The organism is Microbispora bryophytorum (assembly GCF_043197435.1).
Taxonomy (GTDB): domain Bacteria; phylum Actinomycetota; class Actinomycetes; order Streptosporangiales; family Streptosporangiaceae; genus Microbispora; species Microbispora bryophytorum.
In genome coordinates this window covers 973,034-999,762 of the sequence record NZ_JBICTF010000001.1, presented here as the reverse complement: position 1 = coordinate 999,762, position 26,729 = coordinate 973,034, and the positions used below count along the sequence as shown (strand labels likewise).

General features: G+C 71.7%; 21 protein-coding genes. 10 read left to right on the top strand and 11 right to left on the bottom strand.

Features of this window, described 5'->3' with window-relative positions:
• Positions 1-6: 6 nt before the first annotated feature.
• Positions 7-660 carry a response regulator transcription factor gene (locus tag ACGFIB_RS04625; protein WP_357252651.1) on the top strand — a complete coding sequence of 218 codons (654 nt, stop codon included), beginning with the start codon at positions 7-9 and terminating at the stop codon, positions 658-660.
• Complete coding sequence (locus tag ACGFIB_RS04620; protein WP_393368400.1) at positions 657-1,748, top strand: HAMP domain-containing sensor histidine kinase; 1,092 nt, start codon at positions 657-659, stop codon at positions 1,746-1,748. Before ACGFIB_RS04625 ends, ACGFIB_RS04620 begins: the two co-directional genes overlap by 4 nt.
• A 57-nt stretch (positions 1,749-1,805) precedes the next feature.
• Here ACGFIB_RS04620 and ACGFIB_RS04615 read toward each other — a convergent pair whose 3' ends face one another.
• A complete protein-coding gene (locus tag ACGFIB_RS04615) occupies positions 1,806-2,372 on the bottom strand; it encodes a TetR/AcrR family transcriptional regulator (protein ID WP_393368398.1) in 567 nt (188 codons plus the stop codon).
• 89 nt (positions 2,373-2,461) lie between these two features.
• Here ACGFIB_RS04615 and ACGFIB_RS04610 point away from each other — a divergent pair, with 89 nt between their 5' ends.
• On the top strand, positions 2,462-3,427 hold the full coding sequence (locus tag ACGFIB_RS04610; protein WP_393368396.1) for an aldo/keto reductase: 966 nt from the start codon (positions 2,462-2,464) through the stop codon (positions 3,425-3,427).
• 116 nt (positions 3,428-3,543) lie between these two features.
• The gene (ppk2, locus tag ACGFIB_RS04605) at positions 3,544-4,461 is read left to right on the top strand and encodes a polyphosphate kinase 2 (RefSeq protein WP_229689984.1); all 918 of its coding nucleotides are present in this window, start codon (positions 3,544-3,546) and stop codon (positions 4,459-4,461) included.
• A gap of 4 nt (positions 4,462-4,465) precedes the next feature.
• Here the strand turns inward: ppk2 and ACGFIB_RS04600 are convergent, their stop codons facing one another.
• Together ACGFIB_RS04600 and ACGFIB_RS04595 are read right to left on the bottom strand one after the other, a co-directional pair.
• The gene (locus ACGFIB_RS04600; RefSeq protein WP_393368393.1) at positions 4,466-5,134 is read right to left on the bottom strand and encodes a response regulator; all 669 of its coding nucleotides are present in this window, start codon (positions 5,132-5,134) and stop codon (positions 4,466-4,468) included.
• On the bottom strand, positions 5,131-6,273 hold the full coding sequence (locus ACGFIB_RS04595) for a sensor histidine kinase (RefSeq protein WP_393368391.1): 1,143 nt from the start codon (positions 6,271-6,273) through the stop codon (positions 5,131-5,133). The genes ACGFIB_RS04600 and ACGFIB_RS04595 overlap by 4 nt, the downstream gene beginning before the upstream one ends.
• A 197-nt stretch (positions 6,274-6,470) precedes the next feature.
• Between ACGFIB_RS04595 and ACGFIB_RS04590 the strand changes: the two genes are divergently transcribed.
• Positions 6,471-7,679, top strand: a complete 1,209-nt coding sequence (locus ACGFIB_RS04590) for a cytochrome ubiquinol oxidase subunit I (RefSeq protein WP_393368389.1) — start codon at positions 6,471-6,473, stop codon at positions 7,677-7,679.
• A gap of 25 nt (positions 7,680-7,704) precedes the next feature.
• Entirely contained in the window at positions 7,705-8,646 is a 942-nt protein-coding gene (locus ACGFIB_RS04585; protein ID WP_393368387.1) for a cytochrome d ubiquinol oxidase subunit II, read from the top strand.
• Between the two features lie 21 nt (positions 8,647-8,667).
• On the opposite strand, the gene ACGFIB_RS04580 is transcribed toward ACGFIB_RS04585, so the two are convergent.
• Together ACGFIB_RS04580 and ACGFIB_RS04575 are read right to left on the bottom strand one after the other, a co-directional pair.
• Entirely contained in the window at positions 8,668-9,783 is a 1,116-nt protein-coding gene (locus ACGFIB_RS04580) for a hypothetical protein (protein ID WP_393368385.1), read from the bottom strand.
• Positions 9,784-9,834: 51 nt separating this feature from the next.
• Complete coding sequence (locus tag ACGFIB_RS04575) at positions 9,835-11,028, bottom strand: trypsin-like serine peptidase (protein WP_393368383.1); 1,194 nt, start codon at positions 11,026-11,028, stop codon at positions 9,835-9,837.
• A 242-nt stretch (positions 11,029-11,270) separates the two neighbouring features.
• Here ACGFIB_RS04575 and dxr point away from each other — a divergent pair, with 242 nt between their 5' ends.
• Positions 11,271-12,458, top strand: a complete 1,188-nt coding sequence (gene dxr, locus ACGFIB_RS04570; protein ID WP_357170611.1) for a 1-deoxy-D-xylulose-5-phosphate reductoisomerase — start codon at positions 11,271-11,273, stop codon at positions 12,456-12,458.
• A 51-nt stretch (positions 12,459-12,509) separates the two neighbouring features.
• Here dxr and ACGFIB_RS04565 read toward each other — a convergent pair whose 3' ends face one another.
• Positions 12,510-13,661 (bottom strand): lytic polysaccharide monooxygenase, encoded by a 1,152-nt coding sequence (locus ACGFIB_RS04565; protein WP_357252671.1) that lies wholly within the window; start codon positions 13,659-13,661, stop codon positions 12,510-12,512.
• A 335-nt stretch (positions 13,662-13,996) separates the two neighbouring features.
• Between ACGFIB_RS04565 and ispG the strand changes: the two genes are divergently transcribed.
• The 3 genes from ispG to ACGFIB_RS04550 all read left to right on the top strand — a co-directional run bounded on the left by ispG (position 13,997) and on the right by ACGFIB_RS04550 (position 17,857).
• A complete protein-coding gene (gene ispG / locus ACGFIB_RS04560; RefSeq protein ID WP_357252674.1) occupies positions 13,997-15,163 on the top strand; it encodes a flavodoxin-dependent (E)-4-hydroxy-3-methylbut-2-enyl-diphosphate synthase in 1,167 nt (388 codons plus the stop codon).
• 124 nt (positions 15,164-15,287) lie between these two features.
• Complete coding sequence (locus ACGFIB_RS04555) at positions 15,288-16,958, top strand: alpha/beta hydrolase (RefSeq protein ID WP_393368380.1); 1,671 nt, start codon at positions 15,288-15,290, stop codon at positions 16,956-16,958.
• A gap of 56 nt (positions 16,959-17,014) precedes the next feature.
• Positions 17,015-17,857, top strand: a complete 843-nt coding sequence (locus ACGFIB_RS04550; RefSeq protein WP_142576020.1) for a GNAT family N-acetyltransferase — start codon at positions 17,015-17,017, stop codon at positions 17,855-17,857.
• A 66-nt stretch (positions 17,858-17,923) separates the two neighbouring features.
• On the opposite strand, the gene ACGFIB_RS04545 is transcribed toward ACGFIB_RS04550, so the two are convergent.
• The 5 genes from ACGFIB_RS04545 to ACGFIB_RS04525 all read right to left on the bottom strand — a co-directional run bounded on the left by ACGFIB_RS04545 (position 17,924) and on the right by ACGFIB_RS04525 (position 26,663).
• A complete protein-coding gene (locus ACGFIB_RS04545; RefSeq protein WP_142575964.1) occupies positions 17,924-18,325 on the bottom strand; it encodes a DUF3037 domain-containing protein in 402 nt (133 codons plus the stop codon).
• On the bottom strand, positions 18,322-19,161 hold the full coding sequence (locus ACGFIB_RS04540) for a HipA family kinase (protein ID WP_357170617.1): 840 nt from the start codon (positions 19,159-19,161) through the stop codon (positions 18,322-18,324). Before ACGFIB_RS04540 ends, ACGFIB_RS04545 begins: the two co-directional genes overlap by 4 nt.
• A gap of 67 nt (positions 19,162-19,228) precedes the next feature.
• Positions 19,229-20,551, bottom strand: coding sequence for an alkyl sulfatase dimerization domain-containing protein (locus ACGFIB_RS04535; RefSeq protein ID WP_142575960.1), 1,323 nt, complete (start codon positions 20,549-20,551; stop codon positions 19,229-19,231).
• 112 nt (positions 20,552-20,663) lie between these two features.
• The gene (locus ACGFIB_RS04530; protein WP_393368377.1) at positions 20,664-23,561 is read right to left on the bottom strand and encodes a DUF222 domain-containing protein; all 2,898 of its coding nucleotides are present in this window, start codon (positions 23,559-23,561) and stop codon (positions 20,664-20,666) included.
• Positions 23,562-24,056: 495 nt separating this feature from the next.
• Positions 24,057-26,663 carry an ATP-binding protein gene (locus ACGFIB_RS04525; protein ID WP_393368375.1) on the bottom strand — a complete coding sequence of 869 codons (2,607 nt, stop codon included), beginning with the start codon at positions 26,661-26,663 and terminating at the stop codon, positions 24,057-24,059.
• Between the last annotated feature and the right edge of the window lie 66 nt (positions 26,664-26,729).

Here is a 26,729-nt window from a genome sequence, read left to right as displayed (position 1 = left end):
CGAGGCATGCGGGTTCTTGTGGCCGAAGACGAGCGCGATCTGGCCGACCTCGTCGCGATGGGACTGCGCCGCCAGGCCATGGCGGTCGACGTCGTGTACGACGGCGCCGCCGCGGCCGAGCGGCTGGCGGTCAGCGACTACGACGTCCTCGTGCTGGACCGCGACCTGCCCGGGCTGCACGGCGATCTCGTGTGCCGCGAGCTGGTGGCGCGCGGGAGCCGTACGCGGATCCTGATGATGACGGCGGCGTCGTCGGTGCCGGAGCGGGTCGCCGGCCTCGGCATGGGAGCCGACGACTACCTGCCCAAGCCGTTCGATTTCATCGAACTGGTCGCGCGGGTGCGGGCGCTGGGACGGCGCAGCCGGGACCAGGTGCCTCCGGTGCTGACCCGGCACGGGATCGCGCTCGACACGCACCGGCTCCAGGCGTCCAGGGACGGCCGTCACCTGCACCTGTCACTCAAGGAGTTCGCCGTCCTGGAGGTGCTGATGCGGGCGGAGGGCGCGGTGGTGAGCGCCGAGCGGCTCCTGGAGGAGGCGTGGGACGAGAACGCCGACCCCTTCACGACCGTGGTGCGGGTCGTGGTCAGCCGCCTGCGCGCGAAGCTGGGCGACCCGCCGTGCATCCAGACCGTCCCCGGCGCCGGATACCTGCTGTGACGACGGTGCGGGTACGGCTCACGCTGATCTACTCGGGGCTTTTCCTGCTCACCTCCGTCGTGCTGCTGGTCATCGTCAACACGCTGTTGCGCGTGGCGCTGCACTCGCGGATCGAGCGCTTTTTCCCGTCTCCCATGGGAGAGGCCCCTGCGGCCCCGGCCGCCCCGCTCCCCGGATCGGCGGTGGAGCGGCTCCCGCCGCTGTCCGAGCTGGCGCGGGACGTGATCCACTATCAGTGGGACATGAGCGCGCTGGCGATCGGGGTCCTGACCCTGGTGTCGGTGGCCGTGGGATGGGTGATCGCGGGGCGGATCCTGCGGCCTCTCCACCGGATCACCGCCACCGCGCAGCGGCTGTCCCTGTCCACCCTGCACGAGCGGATCGCCCTCGGCGGGCCGCGAGACGAGCTGAAGGAACTGGCGGACACGTTCGACGCCATGCTCGACCGGCTGGAGCGCTCCGTCGAGGGGCAGCGCCGCTTCATCGCGAACGCCTCCCACGAGCTGCGGACCCCACTGGCCGTGCAGCGGACGGCGATCGAGATCGGCCTGCCCGAGGACGTCGGAGAGATCCGCGCCACGCTCCTGCTCCACAACCACCGCATCGAGGGCCTCATCGACGCCCTGCTGGTCCTCTCCCAGGCCGAGCACGGCCTGGAGAGGCGGAGCCGGGTGGCCCTGGACGAGGTCGTACGGCTGGTCCTGGCGGAGGCGGACCGCGGTGAGGTGACCGTCACGGCGCGGATCGAACCGTTCACCGTCCACGGCGACCCGGTTCTGCTCAACCGGCTCGTCACCAACCTCGTCGACAACGCCGTGCGCTACAACCACCCCGGCGGCGCGGTCGAGGTGACGCTCGCCGGGGGCGTGCTGACGGTCCGAAACACCGGTCCCGAGGTGCCGCCCGAACGCTTCGGCGACCTCTTCGCGCCCTTCCGGCGCCTGCACACGACGCGAGGACAGGGCGCGGGGCTCGGGCTGTCGATCGTCGCGTCGATCGCGACGGCGCACGGGGCCGACGTCCGGGCGCGCCCGAATCCGGGTGGCGGCCTGGAGGTCGCGGTGACGTTCCCGGCGGGCGTCCCATAACAGCGGTCGCCCCAGGACCGTCGCCCCAGGACCGTCGCCCCAGGGCAAGGGGCGTGGTCAGCCGCGGGGGCGCAGGCCGTCGAACAGGACGTCGAGCGTACGACGGCGCAGTTCGTCGCTCCACTGGTCGCGTTCGGCCGCCAGGCACACCCCGCACAGCAGGGCCAGCAGTTCGGGCATCCGGAGGTCGGCCCGCAGCGCGTCCGCCTCCTGCGCGGCCGTGAGCAGCCGCCCGATCACCTGCCGCATGTCGCGGCTGACGTCGGCCGTCCCGGCCTTGGGATCGACGCCGGCCCCGGCGAGCAGGTCGGCGGCGGTCTTCTTCTGGGCCGCGTGCACCACGATCCGATCGAGGAACGTGAAGAAGGCCGTACCCGGATCCGGCGACGGCAGGTCCGCCTCCGCCAGGAGCCGTCGCGTACGGTCGATGATCACCGCTTGGTAGAGCGCCTCCTGGGTGGGGAAGTGCCGGTAGATCGTGCCGAGCCCCACCCCCGCCTCCCCGGCGACCGCGCGCACCGACGCGGACGTCCCTTCGCGGGCCAGCACGGCTTCGGCCGCCTCCAGGATGCGCTCCCGGTTGCGCTGCGCGTCGGCCCGCCGGGGCCTGACTTCGCCGCTCATCGTCCTCCTCGTCGCGTTTGACAGCCGGAACACGTGTTCCGTATCGTCCAAACGGAACAGATGTTCCTGATACTACGGGAGGATACGTGATGGAGTACGCCACGCTCGGCCGTTCGGGACTGCGGGTCTCCACGGCCTGCCTCGGCACGATGAACTTCGGCGCCCCCGGAAGCTGCGACGAGACGGAGGCCGTCGGCATCGTGGACGCCTTCCTGGAGGCGGGCGGGAACGTCATCGACACCGCCGACGGCTACAACGGCGGCGAGGCGGAGCGGATCGTGGGGCGGGCCGTGCGGGGCAGGCGGGACTCGGTGGTGCTCGCCACCAAGGCGTTCCTGCCGCAGGGCCCGGGTCCCAACGACCGCGGGCTGTCCCGGGCCCACCTCACCAGGGCGCTTGAGGCCAGCCTGCGCCGGCTCGGCACCGACCACATCGACCTCTACCAGTGCCACCATTGGGACGACTCGACCCCGATCGAGGAGACCATGGCGACTCTGGACGGATTCGTACGGTCGGGCAAGGTGCGGTACATCGGCTGTTCGAACTTCACCGCGGCCCAGATCGTGGAGGCCCAGTGGGCCGCGCAGCGGGCGGGCGGGACGCCGTTCGTCAGCCTCCAGCCGGAGTACTCGCTGGTGGCCAGGGGCATCGAGGCGGAGATCCTGCCCGCCTGCCGGCGGCACGGGCTCGGCACGCTCGTCTGGTCGCCCCTCGGCGGCGGCGTGCTCACCGGCCGCTACCGCCCCGGCGAGGCCCCCGGAGCCGACACCCGGCTGGGGCGGCTCATGGCGTCGCCCATCCCCGCGGCCCGTACCTGGGCCGAGGGCTTTCTGAACGAGCCCAACCTCGCGATCGCCGGGCACGTCGCCGAGGCCGCCGCGGAGCTCGGCGTCGCCCCGGCGGCCGTGGCGCTGGCCTGGGTGCGGAGCAGGCCGGAGGTGACCTCGGTCATCGTCGGCCCGCGCACGCTCGACCAGTTGCGCGGCAACCTCGCCGGGCTCGACCTCGCCCTGCCGCCCGAGGTCGCCGATCACCTCGACAAGATCTCCCGCTGACGGAGTGTGAACAGCGGTCGCCGTGGTGTACGACACCCGGCGTAGGGCAGCAGGACGTCCGCGGACATGCTGGCCAAGGGAACGGGACGCCTGAAATGCCGGAAGTATCACAGCAGGTGGAAGAGCATCCCGACGGGGTCGAGCTGCTGCGCCATACGCCGGGGATGAAGGTGCTGGACGACGATGACGACGATCCCGTCCTCGTACGCGCCGACGGCGGCCCGGTGGACACCTGGCGCGAACACTACCCGTACGACCACCGCATCTCCCGGCAGGAGTACGACCGGCACAAGCGGCTGCTGCAGATCGAGCTGCTGAAGCTGCAGTACTGGCTCAAGGACACCGGCGGCCGCCTGGTCCTCCTGTTCGAAGGACGGGACGCGGCCGGCAAGGGCGGCACCATCAAGCGCTTCATGGAGCACCTCAACCCCCGCGGCGCGACCGTGGTGGCGCTGGAGAAGCCCAGCGAGCGCGAGCGCGGCCAGTGGTACTTCCAGCGGTACGTCGAGCACCTCCCGGCCGCGGGGGAGATCGTGCTGTTCGACCGGTCCTGGTACAACCGGGCCGGAGTCGAGCGGGTCATGGGCTTCTGCACTCCGGAGGAGTACATGGAGTTCATGTACCAGGCTCCGCTGTTCGAGCGGATGCTCGTGCGCGACGGCATCCGCCTGGTCAAGCTGTGGTTCTCGGTGTCGCGGGCCGAGCAGCGCACCCGGTTCGTCATCCGCCAGGTGGACCCCGTGCGGCAGTGGAAGCTGTCGCCGATGGACCTCGCCTCGCTGGACCGGTGGAACGAGTACACCCGGGCCAAGGAGGACATGTTCCTCAACACCGACACCGAGGACGCCCCCTGGACGATCATCAAGAGCAACGACAAGAAGCGTGGCAGGCTGGAGGCGATGCGCTACGTCCTGTCCCTGTACGACTACGACGACAAGGACGCCTCCGTTGTGGGCGAGCCCGACCCCCTGATCGTCCGGTCCGCCGCCGACATCGTGGAGGAGGACAACGCCGAGCCGCTGTCGCCGTTCTGACCCCTCAGCCGACCTTCCACCCCGGGCGGACCAGCCCCGACTCGTACGCGATGACGACGAGCCTGACCCGGTCCCGGGCGGCGAGTTTCGTCATGATCCTGCTGACGTGCGTCTTGGCGGTCGCGGGGCTGCACCGGAGGGAGCCGGCCACTTCGCTGTTGGACAGCCCACGTGCGACCAGCACGAGCACCTCGCGCTCCCGCTCGGTGAGGTGCTCCAGCTCCGGGAAGCGGACGGGGTCGCCGCTGCGGTCGACGTACTCCTCGATCAGCCGCCGGGTCACGGCGGGGGACAGCAGGGCGTCGCCCGCCGCCACCACCCGCACCGCCTCCAGCAGGCCGGTCGGCTCTACGTCCTTCACCAGGAACCCGACGGCGCCCGCGCGCAACCCCCGGAAGATGTACTCGTCGTTCTCGAACGTGGTGAGGATGACGACACGGACATGGTCGAGACGCGAGTCCCCGGCGATCCTGCGGGTGGCCTCGATGCCGTCGACCCCCGGCATGCGGACGTCCATGAGGACGACGTGCGGCCGGAGCGACACTGCCATCTCGACCGCCTGGTCGCCCCGGCTCGCCTCCCCCACCACCTCGATGTCGTCTTCGGAGTCGAGCAGCACGCGCAGTCCCATGCGCACGAGTGGCTGGTCGTCGGCCAGCAGGACGCGGATCATGGCTCGGGTCGCCGCAACGGCAACCGCGCCTCCACGACGAAGCCGCGTCCGTCGGCGGGCGCGGCCGTGATCGTTCCGGACATCGCTTCCACCCTCTCCGTCATCCCCGCTATTCCGTTTCCGGCGCGGACATCGTCCCCTGGGACGCCCCGTCCGTCATCACGAACGCGCACCAGCACCTCCGTGTCGTCGACGTTGACGACGACACTCGCGTGCGCCGCGCGGGAATGCCTGATCACGTTGGTCAGCGACTCCTGGACGACACGGTAGGCGACCAGGCCGACGTCCGCCGGCACCTCGCTCGCACGGCCACGGACGTCGAGATCGACCGCGATGCCGCCGGCCGCGGCCCGGCCCGCCAGCCGCTCGATGCCCTCGACACCGGACGGGGGGAAGATCTCACCGGCTTCGTCGACGCGGCGGAGCACGTCGAGGATCGAGCGCAGCTCGACCAGCACGTCCTTGGTCACCTGTCTGATCGTCGCCACCGCGGCATGGGCCTTGTCGGGATCCCTGTGCATGAGATGTTCGGCCACGCCCGCCTGGATGCTGATCACCGAGATGTTGTGCGCCAGCACGTCGTGCAGTTCACGCGCGATGCGCAGGCGCTCCTGATCGGCCCGCCGCTGTGCCTCCAGCTCACGGGTGAGCTCGGCTCGCGCCGCCTGTTCCGCGACCGCTCGCAGGTGTTCGGCCCTGCCCCGCGACACCTCGCCCACAACGACGATCACCAGAATCCAGATGACCATCCAGACGTTCCCCTCGGAGACGTCCCGCTGTCCGCCGACGCGGTCGGCCAGCAGCACGACGGCGAGATAGCCGGCGGCGCCCGCGGATCCGGCGATCCTGTGCTTGGCGGTGATCGCGGTGTAGACGGCCAGGGCCGGCGCGACGGTGAAGGCGCCGGTTCCGAATCCGAGGCCGAAATAGAGAAGCGACACCAGCATGGTGAGGACCATCACCAGCGGCGGGAACCGGCGTCGCGCCACAAGGAACGCGGCGGCCACCGTCAGCAGCAGGTAACCGACCCAGTCCGGCGGGCTCTGCTCCGCCTGGCCCCCGGCTATGACGCTGGTGAGGACGGTGGAGACGGCGACCGCGAATGACAGGGCGCAGTCGATGACGAACGGTCTGGGCATCCGGCGCAAGCTGTCGCGACCCACCTGACTCACCGTATGACGTCGTAAGCGCCGGCGAATCATTCCGCGGGATTATCCGCCGTACCGCTGCCGGACATCGCAGGGGCGTGAATTCCTGCCTCAGGTTGTACGCGCCGGGCGACCGCGGTGCGATGACACGCGGCCGGGCGCGCGGCAGGCTCGTCGCCGGAGGAATCATGAATGTGACGACGATCGCCCGCCTGCAGTTCGCGACCACCGCCTCGATCCATTTCCTTTTCGTCACGCTGTCGCTCGGCCTCGTCGTCTTCCTGATCGCCATGGAGACCGCGTACGTCGTCACAGGCAACGTGATGTTCGAGCGTATGACGAAGTTCTGGGGTCGGCTCTACGTCGTCAACTACGGTGCGGGCATCATCGGCGGCATCGTCGTCGAGCTGCAGTTCGCGCTGAACTGGAGCACCTTGACGAAGGGGTTCGGTGACGCGTTCGGCGGCGCTCTTGCATTGGAGACCCTGACCGCTTTCTTCGTCGAGTCGACGCTTCTCGGCGCCTGGATTTTCGGCTGGGGTGTGCTCGGCAGGAAAACGCACCTGGTTCTCATCTGGCTGGTCGGGATCTCCGCCTACGTGTCCGTGCTGTGGATTCTCGCCGCCAACGCGTTTCTCCAGCACCCGGTCGGAGCGACGGACGCAGGCGGCCGCCATCTCGCCGGGTTCGGAGCGCTGCTGCGCAACCCCACCCTTCGGGACGCCCTGCTGCACGTGGTGTTCGCCTCGTTGATCGCCGGCTCGGTGTTCGTGGCAGGCGTGAGCGCCTGGCATCTCCTCAGGCGCACCGGTGAAGCGGCGTTCTTCCGGCGTTCGCTGCGCATGGCCGTCGCGATCCTCCCCGTCGGGACGCTCGCCACCGTCCACTGGGGGATGCTGCAACTCGTCGTCATCCAGGACACTCAGCCGATGAAGCTCGCGGTGCTGGAGATGACCGGCACAGGCGACTACGCGCCGCCGGAATGGGTCGGCGTCGCCTATCAGGTCATGCTGCGGACCGGATTCGGGCTGGTGCTCCTGTCCGTGGCTCTGGTGGCGTTGCTCTTCCGCGACTGGATCATCGGGCTACGCGTGCCTCTCTGCGTGCTGGTCGCGGTGATCCCGGTGCCGTTCGGCCTGGTCGTGACCGGCTGGCTGGTGCGGGAGGTGGGCCGCCAGCCCTGGACGGTCTACGGCCTGCTCACCACCGAGCAGGCGGTGACGTCCATGTCCGCGAACGTCGTTCTCACGACCTTCCTCACGACGGCCGGAATGATGTCGGTGCTCGCGATCGCCGCCTGCCGGCTGATCGCCCGCCTCGCCCGGAGGGGACCGGAGGACGGCGCCTTCGGCACGCCCCTCGGCCAGGCCGAACCTGTCGGCACGGCCATGATCTGACGGCGTCGAGCACCCGGGAGTACGTGTGGACGCATTCTGGTACGGCCTGCTGGGGGCGCTGTTCGGCGTCTATCTGATGCTGGACGGCACGGTCATCGGCGCCGGCATGCTGCTGCGCGCCGGCGGGCCCGGCGAGCGGGCGCGACGCGCCACCGTCACCGCGTTCGGCCCGTTCTTCCTCGGAAACGAGGTGTGGCTGGTGGTCGCGCTGGCGACGTTCTCTGCCGTGCTGCCCCGGTTGGAGGAGTCGCTGTTGCGCACCCACTACCACCTCGTCGCGGCCGTGCTGGTGCTCTGGACGGTCAGGGACGCCGCCGTATGGTTCCGGAGCCGGCTGGAGAGGCCGGGGTGGCGGCGTGGGTGGGACCGCGTGCTCACCGGGGTGAGCGGGGCCTTCGCGATGGCGCTCGGGCTCCTGGTCGGTAACGTGCTGACAACGACGCCGGGGTCGGATCCGGTCCGGATGCCTTTCGGCTGGTATCCGTTGCTCTGGGCGCTGACCGTGCCCGTCGTCCTTCTCGTCCACGGCGCCGTGTTTCTCGTCGTGCGCCTGCCCGGGGACCTCGCCGGAGGCCCGCTGCGGGTGGTCCGCCGCCTGGCCCTGCCGGCCGCCGCGTCGTATGCCGTCGTGGTCGGGGCCGGTCTGCTCACGCGAGTGCCCTCGCAGGGAGCGCCGGCGGTCGCCGCCGGGGCGACGGCCATGGTGGCACTGGCCGTTTCGGCCAGGATCGTGGCGGCCCGGCCTCGCATCGCGCTGGCCTTGACCGCGCTCGCGGCGGCCGCCCCGGCGGTGCTCGTCGGCCTCAGCCTTGAGCCGGTCGCCGCGCGTTCACTCGCCGCCGCGCCCGCCCTGGACGCGCTGGCCGGGTTCCTCGTGGTGGTGATCCCGCTCGTGCTCGCGGTTCAGGCGTGGACCTGGTGGGCCTTCCTCCGGCGGATCGACGCGCGAACCCCTGTCTTCTTCTAGCGCGTCTCTTCTCCTCGTCCGTCACGCCCGCTCGGCGGTGCGGTAAAGATCGCGTACGGCGGAGCCGAAGTAGGGGCCGTACATCGTGCGGTGGTCGTTGCTGTACTTGAAGCTGCTGACGGACGTCAGCGTGCCCCGGCCCGAGACCGGGTCGAAGCCGCTGAGCCAGGGCCCGCCGCTGGCCCCCGCCGTGAGGTTGCAACGCAGGCCCTGATCGCGGGTCTGCCCCTGCGGGTCGCCGTGGGGGACGCCCGCGCAGTACAGCAGCCGCTCGCCGTCGTACGGGGGATCCGCGGGGAACCCGAACCCGTAGGTCCGGCGGCTTCGGGGCGGGTCGAAGGCGATGGGCTGTCCGCCCACCAGGTCGGTCAGGTGCCGCCCGTCCCGGTCGTCCACGGCGACCATGCCCACGTCGTAGTCGTCGTTCCCGGACCGCGACCAGGGCCCGGCCACGAACATCCGCCGTGCCGGGAAGGCGCCGTACGGCTGCCGCCCTTCGTCGTATCCGGGGACGAAGGTCCAGTTCTCCGCCCAGTCCCCGGCGCCGTCCTTGACGCAGTGTCCCGCGGTGACGACCAGGTCCCTGTTCGCGCCGTGCACGGCGCTGGCGGAGCAGGAGAAGTCCACCTCGTTCAGCGTGAGGAAGACCCTGCCGGTCGTCCTCGTCACCGAGCCGCCCGCCGCCCAGCGCGTGCCGCTCGTCGTCGCCGGGGGCATCGCCGCCGCCTGCCGTGTCCTGGCCGTCCTGCTCGTCTTTGTTGTGCTCGTCCCGGCCGTTCTGGTGGACCTGCGCGCCGCCTGGCCGGGGGCGAGGACCGCTCCCGCGGCCGGCAGTAGGGCGGCGTGAGCGACGGGCGGCAGGGCGGTCCTGGCGACAGGCGGCAGCACCGATCCCGAGGGAGCGGCCGGCGGCAGTACCGACGGGGCGCCGGGCCCGCTAGTCGTGATCTTCTGTAGGCCCCCCAGCAGCCCGATCGGGACCGCCCGCGCCATCCGCTGCGGCGTCCAGTAGGTTCCGGAGGCGTGCCCGGCCACGTGCTCCACGACGTCTCCCACCGGGGAGACCTCCCGGCCGGGGGCTCCCAGGAGTCCGGTGACGAGGGCGGCGACGGCAAGCAAGGGGAGGCTCGGAGTCATGGCTCCCGAGTGTGGACCACGAGAAGTGCTCTCGTGGTTACTTTCGGTGAATCAGGCGAGGGCCGCCTTCTGGGCCGTGTTGTAGACCGCCTCGGCCTCCGGGCCGAAGTAGGGGCCGAACATCCAGTAGGACGCGAAGTTGTACTTGAAGCTGTTCACCGAGTTGAGCAGGCCCCCGCCGGTGCGCTCGCTGAAGTTGAGAAACCACGGGCCGCCGCTGGCGCCGCCGGTCATGCCGCAGCTCAGCCCCTGGTCCTGTGAGCTGAGGTAGTCGTCGAAGGTCCGCCCGCTGCAGTAGACCAGTTTCGACCCGTCGTAGGGCCCGCCCGCGGGGTAGCCGAAGGCGTACGTCTGGCGCCCGCGCGGCTGGTTGAACGCGACGCCCTGCCCCCCGACGACGTCGGTGAGGCTCTTGCCGCCCTGCGGCGCGACGACGGCGGCGGCGACGTCGTAGTTCATGTTCTCGCTGGAGTTCCACTGCGCGGTGGTGAGCAGGGTGATCGCCGGCCAGGTGCCGTCGGGCCTGTCGCCCTGGTCGTAGCCCGGGACGAAGACCCAGTTGGCGTGGAAGGCGCCGTTCAGCTTCACGCAGTGGCCCGCGGTGATGACCACGCTCTTGTTGGCGCTGGTGACGGCGGTGCCCGAGCAGGAGGCGTTCCGCCCGGCGTCCGATCCGGCCGTGACCGTGAAGAACACCCTTCCCGTGGTCTTCGCCACCGTCCCGCCCGCCGTCCAGGACGAGCCGGAGGTCAGCGAGGAGACACGGGCCGCGGCGGTCAGCGACGGGGCGACGGTGGCGGGCCGCGCCGCGGAGGCGTCGGCGGACACCCCGGCGGGCACCCCGGCGGGCACCTCGGCTGGCGCTGAGCGGGCCGAGCCGCCCGTGGAGCCGGTCGTGGAGCCGCCCGTGGAGCCGCCCGTGGAGCCGGTCGTGGAGCCGCCCGTGGAGCCGCCCGTGGAGCCGCCCGTGGAACCGGCCGCCGCGAAGTGCCGGTCGCCGGCGCCGGGGGCGTCGAGCGGCTTCGCGGTCTCCATCCGCGCGACGGTCCAGAACTTTTTGACCGTGCGCTGCTCCGTCGCCGTGTCGGCCGCCTCGTGTACGGCGGGCCGGGGACCGGCGGCGGCCGACCGCGTGACGGTTCCCGTCCCGGTGGCCGCGGCGCCGTGTGCGGCGGGGAGCATCGCCCCCGCCGCGGCGAGGGCGGGGACCGCGAGAACGGCGAGACGTCGTGCCCTGGGGTGCATGCCTGGCTACCTCCATGTCGGGATGCCTGAGACGAGGCGAGATGTCCTGACGTGGGAAAGTAGCGACGCCTACCCCCTGGTTTCGCGCAATCTGCCAATACGGTTATAGGCAGATTCGGGCATATATGTGCTGCTTTCTCCCCTGCACCTTTCTGCGCAGCACCTTCCGCGTCAGCTCCGGCGGTTCCGCGTACGGCGCGTGCCGTTGCGGGCCGGCGGGCCGTCTCGGAGACAATGAGGGAATGAGCTCCCAATCCCTGCCGCAGCCCCGGTCTGTCGTCGTGCTGGGTTCGACCGGCTCCATCGGCACCCAGGCTCTCGACGTCGTCGCCAACGCCCCCGGACGGTTCCGCGTGACCGCGCTCGCCGCGGGCGGCGGCCGGGTCGACCTGCTGGCGAGGCAGGCGGCCGACTTCGGGGCCGAGGCGGTGGCGGTCGCCGACCCGGCGGCCGTACCGGCGCTGCGCGAGGCGCTGTCGGCGGCGGGCGCGCGGGCGAGGGTGCTGGCGGGCCCGGAGGGGGTGGCGGAGGTCGCGGCGTCGCCCTGCGACATCGTGCTCAACGGCATCACCGGGGCCCTGGGGCTGACCTCCACACTCGCCGCGTTGGAGGCGGGCCGGACGCTCGCACTGGCCAACAAGGAGTCGCTGATCGTGGGCGGCCCGCTGGTCAAGCGCCTGGCCGGGCCGGGGCAGATGATTCCCGTGGACTCCGAGCACTCCGCGCTCGCCCAGTGTCTGTGGGCGGCCGGGCCGGGCGGGGCCGACCCTGCGGCCGTACGGCGGCTGGTGGTGACGGCGAGCGGCGGCCCGTTCCGGGGCAGGAGGCGGGCCGAGCTGACGGACGTCACCCCGGAGATGGCGCTGAACCACCCGACCTGGAGCATGGGCCCGGTCATCACGGTGAACTCGGCGACGCTCGTCAACAAGGGCCTGGAGGTGATCGAGGCCCATCTGCTGTTCGACATCGGGTTCGACCGGATCGAGGTGGTGGTCCACCCGCAGTCGATCATCCACTCGATGGTGGAGTTCGCCGACGGCTCGACGATCGCGCAGGCGAGCCCGCCCGACATGCGGCTGCCGATCTCGCTCGCGCTGGCCTACCCCGACCGGGTGCCCGGCGCGGCCCGGGCGGTCGACTGGACCACCGCCCACACCTGGACCTTCGAGCCGCTCGACGACGAGGCGTTCCCGTCGGTCGCGCTGGCCCGTCACGTGGGCGCCCTGGGGGGCACGGCGCCGGCGGTCTACAACGCGGCGAACGAGGTGTGCGTGGAGGCGTTCCTGAAGGGCGCCCTGCCGTTCCTCGGCATCGTGGACACGGTGGAGAGCGTGGTGGCCGCCCACACCCCCGGCCCGGCGGCGTCCGTGGAGGAGGTCCTCGCGGCGGACGCGTGGGCGAGGGCGCGGGCGGCCGAACTGACGAGCTAGGAGCCCGTGGCGCGACCCGGGTCAGGCGGGCCGCGCCGCGGGCCGACGGGGTCAGGCCGAGCAGGACAGCGTCGGGGTGCTGCCGCTCGACCCGTTGGCCAGGAAGCCGAACGTGGTCGAGGCGCCGGCGCCCAGACTGCCGTTGTAGTTCACGTTCGTCACGCTGACGTTGCTGCCGGATTGGCTGAGCGTGCCGTTCCAGACCTGCGTGATCGTGGAGCCGCTCGGTTGAGTCCAACTGGCGGTCCAGCTGCTGATGGACGAGGAGCCGGCCTTCACCGTCACCTCACCCTGGTATCCGCCTCCCCACGAGCTGACGACCTTGTAGGTGGCCGAGCAGGCGCCGCCGCCGCCGGGGTTCGGCGACGGGCTGGGCGACGGGCTGACCCGCGGGCTCGGCGAGGTGTTGGGCGTGGTGACGGGGGACGGCGACGGGGAGGCGGGCCGGGTGGGAGAGGGGCTGGGGCTCGGGTTGCCCGAGTCTCCGACACCGGTCACCTGGCCGTTGCCGCCGTCGAAGACGACGTCGGAGCAGCTGTAGAACGTCTCGTTGCTGTCCGAGCGCTGCCACACGGTGTAGATGATGTGGCGGCCGCTCTTACCCGACGGCAGGTGGGCGTCCCAGTAGTAGTGGCCGTCCTCGGTGCCCACCGAGCCGACGCTCGGCGGGTTGGTGACGCTGTCGAACGGCGTCGACTCCAGGTCGCTCCAGGCCAGCGAGCGGGTCGGGCTCCAGGAGTCCTTGGTGATGTACGACCGGAACGTGCCGGGGTGCGCGGCCCACTTGTTGTACTTGAACTGGATGGTCGACCCGGACGTCAGGTGGGTGACCGGCCAGTCGTTGCGGGCGAGGTCGAATCCGCTGAAGTCGTAGACGACCGCGCCGCCGCTGCACAGCTGCCCGTCCGGGATGAAGCCGGACATCCGGCCGGCGCCGTCCGAGCGCAGCACGGCGAACCAGTTGTACAGCGCGTTGGTCCCGCCCTTGGCGACCGCGGCCGCGCAGGCGGGGTTCTTCGGCTGGATGGCTCCGCTCGAGGTCGTGCCGTCCTTCCAGCACAGGTAGGTGCGGCTGCCGGGCATCATCGGGGCGCCGTGCGCGGACGCCGGGGCGGCGAGCACGACGGCGGAGACGAGGGCGGACAGCGCTGCGACGATCAGCCCGATCGTCGCTTTCGACAGTTTTCTTCGTGGTCTACCCACGGGCTACCCTTTCGCGTGGTCATGGCTGCCGCACTCGTGGTGCAGCACGGCACCGCCGACGGCGGGAGCACGTCGGCCCGGGGAGACAGCCGTTGACTTGCCAACCAGGTGGTGCGTAGAGCGCTCTCGCGATTCGGACTCTAGGTCGGCTTCTGCCGCCTGCCCACCCGCGTGAGGGCCACTGCGCCCGTCCTCGCAGGTGGCGGCTCTTCTTGCGACCGCGGGTCATGAAACCTTCATTCCTCGTGAAAAGGTTTCGGGCCGCCCGGCGTCGCGGCACTCCTTAGACTGGGAGGGCCCCTATCGGGCATCGCCTATTACAACAAGGTGCAGAAATGTCTGTTGATCTCGGGATTCCCGCCGTACGGACCCAGCCGATCGCCAACCGGCGGGTGTCACGTCAGATCATGGTCGGCTCGGTCCCCGTCGGTGGGGACGCGCCGGTCTCGGTGCAGTCCATGACCACCACGCTGACCGCCGACGTCAATGCCACCCTGCAGCAGATCGCCGAGCTCACCGCCTCCGGCTGCCAGATCGTCCGCGTCGCGGTCCCCTCCCAGGACGACGCCGACGCGCTGCCGGCCATCGCGAGGAAGTCCCAGATTCCGGTCATCGCCGACATCCATTTTCAGCCCAAATACGTCTTCGCGGCGATCGAGGCGGGGTGCGCGGCCGTCCGGGTTAACCCCGGGAACATCAAGAAGTTCGACGACAAGGTCGGCGAGATCGCCCGCGCGGCCTCCGACGCCGGGGTGCCGATCAGGATCGGCGTCAACGCCGGCTCGCTCGACCCGCGCCTGCTGCAGAAGTACGGCAAGGCCACCCCGGAGGCCCTGGTCGAGTCGGCGCTGTGGGAGTGCTCACTGTTCGAGGAGCACGGCTTCCGCGACATCAAGATCTCGGTCAAGCACAACGACCCGGTCGTCATGATCCAGGCCTACCGGCTGCTCGCCGCGCGCTGCGACTACCCGCTGCACCTCGGCGTGACCGAGGCGGGGCCGGCCTTCCAGGGCACGATCAAGTCCGCGGTGGCGTTCGGCGCGCTGCTGGCCGAAGGGATCGGCGACACCATCCGGGTGTCGCTGTCGGCGCCTCCGGTCGAGGAGGTCAAGGTCGGCACGCAGATCCTCGAGTCGCTGGGCCTGCGCGAGCGCGGCCTGGAGATCGTGTCCTGCCCGTCCTGCGGCCGTGCCCAGGTGGACGTCTACACCCTCGCCGAGCAGGTGCAGGCCGGGCTGACCGGGCTCAAGGCGCCGCTGCGCGTGGCCGTGATGGGCTGTGTGGTCAACGGCCCCGGCGAGGCCAGAGAGGCCGACCTCGGCGTCGCCTCCGGCAACGGCAAGGGCCAGATCTTCGTGAAGGGCGAGGTCGTCAAGACCGTCCCCGAGTCGCAGATCGTCGAGACCCTCATCGAAGAGGCCCTGCGCATCGCCGAGGAGATGGGCGTCGACGTCGACCTCGACGACGACGAGGCCGCCGGTCCGGAGGTCGTCGTCAGCTGACCCCGGCATTACAGTTCGCAATGCTCTGACTACACAATGGCAATGATCGGGTAGTACGGAGCGTACGCGGCCGATCGCATCGCGAAGCTGTCCTCTGCTGTTCGGAAGCAGAGGAGCAATGCCGGTGAAGCGGGTCGTTGGTGTGATCGCGGGCGTGGCGGCGCTGGTCGCCGGGCTGGTCGGTCCGGAAGGGGTGGCCGCCGGATCGGACCGGCCGGGGCACTGGGGGCCGCCGCAGCGTCCGCTCGAATGGAAGCAGTGCCCGCCGGAGACCAAGTCGGCCTCCGGCGGCCTGCTGGGCTTCGGCTCGGCCCGGCCGCTGTGGCCGGCCCGCCGCGGCGACCGGCGGGAGCCGGTGCAGGAGTGCGCGGAGCTGCGCGTCCCGCTCGACTACCACGAGCCGTACGGTCAGCAGATCACGCTGGCGCTCAACCGGATCAAGGGCACCGTCTCGCGTGACGGCAACCACCTCGGCGCGCTGCTGGTGAACCCCGGTGGACCGGGTGGCGAGGGGCTCAGCCTGGCCAGGTACGTCGCGACACGGCTGCCCAAGGACGTCGCGGCGCGGTTCGACGTCGTCGGCTTCGCCCCGCGCGGGGTGGCGCCCAGTCAGCCCGCCATGTCGTGCGTGGACCCGGCCCGCTTCTACGCGGCGCCCCGGCCGGACAACGTGCCGAAGAACGACGCCGAGGAGCAGGTGCTGGTCGGCCGGGCCAGGCAGTACGCCGAGGGCTGCGGCAACCGCTGGGCCTGGTTCCTGCCCTACCTGACCACGGAGAACTCCGCCCGGGACATGGACGCCGTGCGCGCGGCGCTCGGCGAGGAGAAGATCAGCTACCTCGGCTACTCGTACGGCACCTACCTGGGTGCGGTCTACGCCACCCTGTTCCCGCAGCGGGTGCGCCGCCTCGTGCTCGACAGCGTGGTCGACCCCGACGGCGTCTGGTATCAGGCCAACATCGCCCAGGACCACAGCTTCGACCGGCGGCACCGCGACTTCCTCGCCTGGGTGGCCGAACACGACGACGTCTACAAGCTCGGCGCGACGCAGGCGGCGGTGTCCTTCGCGTGGTACTCCATGCGCTCCCGCCTGCGCGACAGGCCCGCGGGCGGGGTCGTGGGCCCGAGCGAACTGGACGACGTCTTCTCCAACGGCGCCTACAGCGACCGGCTCTGGCCGTACCTGGGCGCCGCCTTCTCGTCCTACGTCCGCAACGGCGACCCCTCGGTCCTGGTGAAACTGTTCCATGTGGAGGCCGAGATCGACGCGGAGGAGGAGAACTCCTACGCGGTCTACCTGGGCGTGGAGTGCCGCGACGCGGCCTGGCCCCGATCCTGGGACCGCTGGCGGGCCGACACGCGCCGGGCGCACGCCCAGGCGCCGTTCATGGCCTGGCCCAACGCCGTCTACAACGCGCCGTGCGCGTTCTGGCCGGAGAAGGGCGGCACGCCGGTCAAGGTGGGCACGTCGCACCTGCCGTCGGTCCTGCTGATCCAGGCCGAGCGCGACGCCGCCACGCCGTACGAGGGGGCGGTGCGCATGCGCCGCCTGTTCCCGACCGCGCGCCTGCTCACCTCGGGCGGCGGCAACCACGGCGTGTCGCTCGCCGGGAACGCGTGCGTGGACCGGCAACTGGCGGCCTACCTGCGCGACGCGGCGCTGTTGCCGCAGCGCAAGGGCAAACGGGGCGCCGACGCGACGTGCCCGGGCGCGCCGGAGCCGCGGGCCGCGCTGATGAAGGTCGTGGCGGGTGCGCCGGGAACGGCGTCCCACGTCTCCGCCGTACGGCGGTGAGCACGGCCGGGCCGATACCTCCCAAACGCGAAGCGTTCGCGTAGGCTAAGCCCGTGATGCTGCGAACATCGGCGTCGCGCGTGCTCGACGACAGCGATCGTGACGAGGTGCTGGCGCTCCTCGACACCGATCCGGTCGCCAATGTGTTCGTAGCGGCCCGGGTCAGGGCTGTCGGCCTCAGCCCTGCACGGCTCGGTGGCCAGATGTGGGGTTACGGCCCGCGCGGAGGGCTGGTGTCCCTGTGCTACGCGGGCGCCAACCTGGTGCCCGTGAACGCCACCCGCGAGGCCGTGCACGCCTTCGCCGACCGGGCGCGCAAGCAGGGCCGTCGCTGCTCGTCGATCGTCGGCCCGGCCGGCGCCGTGGAACAGCTCTGGGAGCGGCTGGAACCACACTGGGGCGGTGCCCGGGCGATCCGGTGGGCACAGCCGGTCATGGCCACGAGTTCCGCGCCCGCCGTCGAGCCGGACCCGCTCGTGCGGAGAGTCCGCCCCGAGGAGTTCGGCATCCTGCTGCCCGCCTGCGTGGCGATGTTCACCGAGGAGGTGGGCGTCTCGCCGGACAACGGCGACGGCGGAGCGCTCTACCGGTCCAGGGTCGCGGAGCTCATCCGCATCGGGCGGTCGTACGCGCGCATCGACGACGGCCAGGTGGTCTTCAAGGCCGAGATCGGCGCGGTGACGCCGCAGGTGTGCCAGATCCAGGGCGTGTGGGTCCACCCCGACCTGCGCGGGCGCGGCCACGCCGCGGCGGGCATGGCCGCCGTGGTCGAGCAGGCGCTGAAGTACCTCGCCCCGGTCGTCACCCTCTACGTGAACGACTTCAACCTCCCGGCCAGGGCCGTCTACCGCAAGGTGGGCTTCCAGGAGGTCGACACGTTCATGTCCGTGCTGTTCTGATCGGGCTGTTCTGACTGCGTCGTTTGAACTGGGCCGCTCTGGTCGTGCTGGTTTAACCTGTGAGCTTCAGGCGCTGAGACCCGCCTGCGCCGGTCGCACCAGCCGGGTCAGCAGGTGGTCCAGCTCGGCCGCCGGGTCGCCGGTCAGCCCCGCGTGCACCGGCCCGGTCTGCACGACCGTGCTGCGGGGCGCGGTGAGCCAGCGGAACCGGGCGCCCAGCGGCTCCCCGCGCAGGGGCCCCGCCTCCTCGCCACACGCCCGTTCGTAGGCGGCGAGCGCCAGCCGTACGCCGGGAAGATCGATCGGCACGCTCAGCGCCAGCAGCCGGGCCTCGTCCAGCTCCACCCGCGCACACAGGTAGCCGCGCGGCTGGCAGTAGAGGATGACCCCCGCGTTGACGAGTTCGCCCCGCTCCACGCTGGGCACGACGCGGATGACCGCGTACTCGTAGACGTCCAGATCGCTCATCGGCCACCCTCTCGCGCCGCACGCCAGAAACCGCCGATCGTCGCGCTCCGCTCACCGCGGCGCGGCGCGGGAGCGGCGGCGGTGTTACTGGCGGCGTCGGGCAGCCAGTCGCGGGGCCCGGCGACCCGGGCGAGCAGGTGCTCGGCGTAGGCCCGCCGCACGGCCTGCGCGTCCGCGAAGCCCGGCTCGCCCTCCAGCCACTCGTCCGGCACCAACGCGGTCACCTCGTCGAGCAGCGGGCGGGTGACGAGCCCGGCCAGGTCCGCGTCGGCCTGCCCCAGCTCCGTCGCGAACGGCGCGAGCACGTGGTCGCGACCGTCGAACCGGCGGCGGGGGTCGGCCGTCGGCCAGTTGTGGTGGAACCACAGGGCCGCGCCGTGGTCGATCAGCCATACCCCGCCGTGCCAGACGAGCAGGTTGGGGTTGCGCCAGCTCCGGTCGACGTTGTGGACGAACGCGTCGAACCACAGCACCCGGGAGGCGAACTCGGCGTCGGGCTCCCAGGCGAGCGGGTCGAAGCCGAGTGCTCCGGGCAGGAAGTCGATCGCGAGGTTGTGCCCGGCGCTCGCCGTGAGCAGATCCTGGATCTCCTCGTCGGGCTCGCGGACGCCGAGCTGCGGGTCGAGGTCGATGACCTTGAGCTCCGGCGTGGCGAAGCCGAGCCGCCTGGCGAGCTCGGCGCAGATGATTTCGGCGACCAGCACCCGCCGGCCCTGCCCGGCACCGCGGAACTTCACGACGTATGTGCCGAGGTCGTCGGCTTCGACGACTCCGGGCAGCGACCCGCCCTCGCGCAGGGGCGCGACGTACCGGGTCGCCGTGATCTGTTCGAGCACGAGAGGAAGGCTACCGGCAGGACCGGCGGGCGCTCCCCTCCACGCGCCCGCCGGCCGTTCGGCCGACTCAGTGGGCCTGGCTCGGCAACCACCACATCCGGCCCTCGGCGACGTCGTGGTAGACGTCGAGCAGATCCATGCCGGTGGTCTTGCTCCGTGACTCGGCGGCGGCCCAGGCGTACACGCCGCGTGCGATCGAGCCGCGCTCCTGCTGGACCCGCAGCGCGTAGACGAGGGCCCTGATCTCGTGCACCCTCCGGTTCTCCGGCTCGGCCTGCGCCGCGAGCTCGGCGAGCTGGCAGGCCAGGCGCAGGTCGCCGTCGGCCGCCGCGGCGACGGCCCGGCCCGCGACCGACGCCGCCCCCGCCGACAGCTCGGCGACCGCGCGGGCGAACACGGCGTCCGGTGCGGGCTTGAGATTGGCGGGGTTGCCGTCGTGCCAGCCGCCGTGCAGCCGCCAAATGTTGCGCACGATGAACTCGGGCTCGTCGTGACGCTCGCGCAGGTAGGGCCGCCCGGCGAGCGCCGGCGGCGGCTTGACCGAGTGCAGGACCTCGTCCAGGCGGGCGCCGGCGTTCATCAGGTCGAGCGTCTGCTCCACCAGGCTGTCGAGATAGTCGGCCGTGTCGATGAGCGCCCGGCGCACCCGTGCGGGCCCGCGAATCGGCAGCCCTCTTCCGGGGAGCAGCAGATCGGCGTCGAGTGCGGCCATGGCCCGCAGCGCCACCGCCCAGTCGTCCGGATAGCGCTGGATCCGCTGTGGGTCGCCCGCCCCGGGGACCGTCCAGGCGAACAGGTCGCCGGTCAGCAGCACTCCCCGCTCGGGCAGGAACGCCCAGGTGGCGTCGTCGGTGTCGCCGCGGGCATGGGTGAGCTGGAAGGTGACGTCTCCCAGTGACAGGGACAGCCGGTCGCGGTAGGTCAGGTCGGGGAGCCGCTGCGGCGGCGGCCAGACCACGCGGGGGAAGCCCTGCTCACGCAGGTCGACGACCGCGTTGTAGCCGGCCGCCCTGCCCCGCTGGGCGAGACCGTGGGCCAGCCCCTCCTGCGCCACTACCAGCGGGCGGGGGCCCGGCTCGGCGTCGAACTCCTCCATCCCGGCCAGCCGGTCGGCCCGGCTGCGGGAGAAGATCGCGTATTTGAGCGATTCGGCCGACCACTTCCTGATCGCGCGGTACGACTGCTCGGCCTCGTGGGCGTCGCCCGTATCGAAGAGACCCAGCCCGTCCTCGCCACGGACGACGTACACGTTGCCGCACGCGGGCCACATCGCCACGCCGTAGGCGATCTCCTGCACGCCGTCGCGGCGCAGCTCCGCGTAGGGCACGTCCTCGGGGCGCACCGAACCACGCCAGACCTCGTCGGCGTACGACAGGATCGGTGATTCCATGGTCAAGAGCCTGATCCTCCGCGCGGACGGTGCACAGTAGGGAGATCCCTAATGTCCAGCGACACCGCTGTCCTGATGCGCGGTGCCAAGCGGTGCCAAGGACAAGTGGCGTCTAAAACGGCGGCACCTCGCGATCGTCCTTGAAGGAAGCGCCTCCGGTTTCGGCGTCGGCTAGCTCACTGGCGCCGTGTCCGGCACCGTGCCTGGCGCCCTGTCTGGCGCTGTGTCCGGCACCGCTTCTGGTGCCGCTTCTGGCGCCCTGTCTGGTTTCGCTGTCCGCCTCGCCACTGGTCGTGTCGTGACGTCCGCCGCTGCTGCTGGGAGTTGTCTGAGGTCGGGATGGAGTCATGATGGTGTCCGGTGTTCCGGCGGGGTTGGCGGGCAGGTGTCCGGGCGGGGCGTCGGGCCAGTTGCGGGGCTGGGGGTCGGGGGCGGGTTGGATGATCTTCGGGAGTGGGCTGGGGTAGGCGTGTCCGAGTGGGCTGGTCCAGACGATCAGTTGGGGGCCGGCCGAGGTGACCCGCCAGCCGCCGATGTGCCGGGCGCGGTGGTCGTGGCGGCAGGCCAGGTGCAGGTTGTCGGCGGTGGTGGCGCCGTTGTCGGCCCAGGGGTGGATGTGGTCCTGGTCGGTCCGGGTGGCGGGCATGCGGCAGCCCGGCCAGGAGCAGACCCGGCCCCGAATCTGGACATAGCGGCGTAAGGCCGCACCGGCATGCCGCCGACCGGCGGACTCACCGGACTCGGACTCGGACTCGGACTCGGTGGACTCGGATTTGGTGGACCCGGACTCGGCAGACTGCGCGGACCCGCCGGACCCGCCGGACTTGGAATCGGTGGACTCACCGGACTGGGCAGACTGTGCGGACTCACCGGACTTACCGGACTCACCGGATGGGGTGGGTTGGGCTGCGTCGGGTGGATGAGTGTGGGGGCGGGCGTTTTGCGGTTGTCTGGTCTCGGCGTGCTGGGCGTGGCGGGCCAGGTCGGCGATCAGGGGGGCCCAGGCGCCGGTGGCGGTGGGAGTGGCGGCCAGTTCACGGAGTCGGGTGAGGGTGATTTGGAGCTCGACGATGCCGCCGCGTCGTGTATCGCGTGCGGGCTGTTGCGCGGGTGGGCAGGGGCGGCGGCCGGTGATGCCCGTCAGCAGCAGATGCCCGTTGTCGGTGCAGACGGCAAAGCGCCATTGCCCGGTGAGCATGGAGGCGACGATCCGGCGGGCCTGAGCGGCGTGGACCATGCCCCAGCCGGGCAGATGGGCCGGGTGTTCATCGAGGCCGAGCAGGGTGGTCAGCTCCACCCGTATCTCCCGCACCGACCATGCATGCACCGACCATGCATGCACCGACCATGCCTGCACCGGCCGCGTCTGCACCGGCCGCGTCTGCGTCGGGCGGGTCTGCGTCGGCCATGCGTCTGCTGGGAGCGGTGACACCGGGCTGGGCTTGGCGCTGTCGTCACTGTCCCCGCCACCGGCACGCGGGTCAGCGAGTGCGGTTTCACCGTTGTCGGCGGCCTCGTCAACGACCTCGGCAATGGCCTTGTCAACGGCCTCGTCGGCAGCCCTGTCAGCGGCTTTGCCGACGGCCTTATCGGCAGTCTTGCCGGCGGTCTCGTCGGCGGCCTTGTCGGCGATGTCGCGGGTGCGGTCATCGGCGTGGCCGTCGACGCCCTCCTGTCGGGGAGAATCGTTGCTGGTGTCAGCGGGGGCGCTCTCGTGGTGGTCACGGGTCTCGCCGTCGCTCGTGTCATCGGCCCTGCCGTCAGGGGCGCGGACAGGGACACCGGCAGGATCGCCAGCATGAACGGTGTGGTCGCCGGTGTGGCTGCCGGGGCGATCCTGCGTGAGATCTCCATCGCGCGCCTGCCCGTGGATTGCGGTGCCGGTCGAGCCGGTCCCGCTGCGGGCTTCAGGACGTGTCCGGCTGGGGGTTCCAGAGCTCCGCGCGCTGCCGGGCTTGGCGGCGGTTTCGGCGGCGGGTTCCGTGGCGGTGTCGGCGGCCGTGTCACCGGACGCGGCGGTGGGCTCGGCGGTTGTGTTGGTAGCCGTGTCACCAGACGCGGCGGTGGGCTCCGTGGCGGTGTCGGTGTCGGTGTCGGTGGCCGTGGCGGCGGGCTCGGTGTCGGTGTCGGGCTTGGTGGTGGTGGTGTTGTCTGCGGGCTGGAGGTCGGGGGTGTCGGCTGAGGTGTCGGAGGGGGTGGCGTCCAGGAAGGGGTGGGTGCGGACGTGGGTGACGATCTCGGAGTCGGACAGGCTCTCGAAACTGCCGTCCAGGCTGCCGAGGAAGAGGTCGGCACGGATGTGGTCGACGGGGCGGCGGTCTCCCGCGCGTTTGCAGGCACGGGCCAGCTCGTCGATGCGCTCGCAGCCGGCCACCGCCCGATCAAGCGGCAGATCCAGCCCTGAGACCGTCGCGGTGCCCTCCTCGGTGCGCGTCCCGACCACGCGGCGCCTGCGCACCGCCTCCCGGTAGCGCTTCTCCGCCCAATCAGGGTCGATGGCCAGCACCAGACGCTGGATATGCTCGATCAGCTGTCCCACCGTCCAGGCCGGGGCGCGGCTGATCAGGCGCTCGCAGACCCAGACGGCCTGGGCGTCGGTCAAACCGCCCGTCCAGCAGATGAAGGCCGCCGCCCGCGGCTCGTCCAGCTCTCCCGCCAGCATGGCCTCGCCGAGAACCGGAAGACGGCGGTGCAGGTTCCACGCCAGATCGAACGCCGAGTCCGCCCGGCGGCGCGACCACACCAGCGCCGCCCGCGCCTCATCAGGAGCGAACTCATCAGGCACGTGCAGGCGGACCACGCTGTCGCCGGTGAACTGCTCGCGCAGTCCGACCTCCAGCAGCGCGTGCAGGAAACGCGCCCGCTCATGACAGGACTGCCGGTAGGCGGCCTTGAGCACCTCCACCGTGTCGAACCCCGACACCCGCTCCACATCGATCCCCGCCAGCACCCGGGCCAGCCCGGCCCCCGGCGGCATCACCGCCAGCCCTGCGGGAATCGCCACCGGCACCCCACCCACCCCACACCAAGACGACCCCGCGCCAGCAGACGACAAACCCGGCCCGCACCCAGACGCAGACACGGGCGCAGACACAGACGCGGACCCAGGCCCGGATACAGACGCGGACCCAGGAGCGCACAAAGACGCAGACCCAGGCCCGGACCCAGGAGCGGACACGGGAGCGGACGAAGGCGCGGACCCAGGCCCAGATCCAGACGTGGATCCAGGAGCGCACACGGGCGTGGACACAGACGTGGACACGGGTGCGGATGAAGGCGCGGACACGGTGCGGGACCCCCGGGAGCGGAGACGAAGGCGACTGAACGGCTCCCGGCCGCCCGGACCGGGACTTCCCTCACACAGACTCGGCTCAACACACGGCGTACGGCCACCAAGGGCCCGCCCACTAGGCTCACCTGTAACGGCTGCCCTCACCCTATCTCGAACGCACTATCGACTCCAACCCCCCACCAGCACAAACGTGGAGTCACAGCCGGTCCCGCGTCACAGTTCGCCGCGTTCGACGGCCAGGGCGAGTTCGACGCGCGACCGCAGGCCGGTCTTCGCGTAGACCCGGGTGAGATAGACCTCCACGGTCTTGCGGCTGTAGTGCAGTTCCTCTGCGATCTGAGGGTTGCTCAGCCCGTCGGCGACCAGCTCGATGACGCGGCGCTCCACGGGAGTGAGACGCCCCGCCGGTTCGGGGACCATTCCGGCCTCCCGCAGGCGGCGTTCGGACAGCGCCGCCCAGGGGGCCGCGCCGAGCCGGTTGAAGATCGCGTGCGCGCGAGGGAACTGCGTCGTGTCACCGAGCATGCCGAAGGTCAGCCGGGCCTGGGCCTCCTCGAACGGCAGGCCGTCGGCGCGGGCCTGCTCCAGCGCCGCGCCCGTCCGCGTGCGATCCCGGAACGCCCAGCCCATGGCCAGGTCGGCGGCGAGCCGGGCGCGGGGGGTGCCGTTCGCCGACCGCTCGTCCAGCCGGGAGGCCGCCGTCCGGCAGCCGGCGTCGTCGCCCGCCGCTCCCGTCACCAGCACCTTGACCGCCAGGGCTCGGTGCACGACCTCGGGCACCTCGTACGCGAGGGCGTGGGCGAGTTCGCGCCGCGCGGCGGCGATGTCGCCCCGTCCGAGCGCCAGGCGCGCGCGGAGCACGCATCGCATGCCCTGCTGCAGCGCGGAGCCGGGCGGTGGGTCGGCGAGCACCCGGGCGGCCTGGTCCAGCCTGCCCTGGTCGAGCAGGATGTCCATCTCCATGTTGCGCAGCAGGGCGAGGTTCTCCAGCAGGCCCGCCTCGGCCAGTGCGCGGCCCGCGACCGCGATCTCCTCCAGTGCCCGCGCCCATTCGCCGCCCATCCGCCGGATCACGGCCATGGTCCGTACGTGCTGTCCGGCGATGTCGTGCCAGCCGAGGCCGCGGTGGATCTGCTCGGCCTGGTCGAGGACCTCGACGGCACGGGAACGCAGCCCGGCGATCGCCAGCACGTGCGCCGCCGACTCCAGCGACGCGAGCCGGGCGCCCGGCGGCAGAGCGGCGGCGAAGGTGAGCAGGTCGTCGACCGCCCGCTGCGTTTCGGCCCAGTCACCCCGCACGAGCGCGTGGATGGCCAGATAGCCGACCGTGATCGCGCGGTCCTGCGGGGGGCAGTCGGACAGGCCCTCCCAGGCCCGCCGGGCGGACTCCCGGCTGGGACGGCCCATCTCCGCGCTGACCACCGCCTGCTGCGCGAGCAGCGCCGAGGCGTCGTCGGCCTTCGGGATCTGGCGGCGGGCCACGTCGAGGGCCACCTCGTACCAGCCCATCACGTGGGCCGCGCCGACCGCGGTGTACGCGGCGCGGGTGCGCCGGCGGCCGGCGGGCAGCACGGCGAGAGCCCGCTGCGCCGAGTTGAGCGCCAACGCGGGCCGCGACCCCTTCCAGTACGCGAGAGCCTGCCTGGCCAGCAGCTCACCGGGCTGCGGGGACAGCTCGGCGGCCTTGCCGTACCAGTGCGCGGCCGACAGCGGCGCGGTCCAGCGGGTCAGCTCGGCGGCGCGCAGCACCGCGGGCAGGGCCTCGGCGGGCGGCCCGGCCTCGGCCATGTGGGTGGCCCACTCCAGGACCCGCCTGGTCCCGGTCAGCCCCTCACGATCGAGCATGTCGGCGATGCGGCGGTGCACCTCGCGCCGGCCGGAGGCGCCGAGGTCGTCGTAGAGCGCCTCGGCCACCAGCGGGTGCGCCAGCGCGTAGCTGTCGCCGTTCCTGGCGACCACGCCGTCCCTGACCAGCGCGTCGAAGGCGCGCTCGGCCTGATCCGGGTCGAGCCCGGCCAGTTCGGCGAGCGCGGGGAGATCGGCGGCCTCCCTCGTACGCGACAGCGCGGCCAGCACGCGGGCGAGGTCGCGTCCGCCCCGGTCACGCTGGAACAGCCGGCTGAGGATCGCGCCGCGCCGCGCCCCCGGATCCGTCGAGCGTACGGCGCCGCCCTGCACCAGGGCCAGCACGGCCTCCTGTGCGAACCACGGATTGCCCCGGCTCGCGACGTGGATCCGGCGCAGGACGGTGTCGCTCGGCCTGCGGCCGAGCAGCGTGGTGACCAGCTCGGCGACCTCGGCCATCGTCAGCGGCTGGAGGCGGATCGACAGGTCCACGTCGAGCGGGGGAGGGTGGCGGGCGGTGCCGAGGATCGCGACGGCGTCGTGGCGGCGTGGCAGGGCCCGCAGCACGCTCAGCGTGTCGGCGTCGGCCAGGTGCAGGTCGTCGATGGCGAGCAGGGTGGGGCCCGGCAGTGACTCCAGCAGCCGGGCGGCCATCGCGCCGGGCGCCGCGGCGGGGTGTCCGAGCGCGGCCTGGTCGACCGCGTCGAGCAGACCGGACAGGACGTCGGCGGCCTCGCCGCCCACCGCCCCGAACGCTTCGACGAGTGGGGCGTAGGCGCGCCCGCCGTCCAGTTCGCGGGCCTGGCCGCGCAGTACGCGAAACCCCTTCAGCCGTGCGGCGGCCTCACCGAGCAGATGGGTCTTGCCGATGCCCGCCTCGCCGAGGACGAGGACGGTCCGCGGCGTCTTCGACAGGGCCGAGACCACCCGGCCGAGCGCGCCCGCGCGGCCCTCCCCGACGGCCGGTACGTCCACGGCTGGCCGTCACTCCCTTCGCATCCGTCCCGCTGGTCTTAGGTAGGACGCGGCGGAAATGTTGAA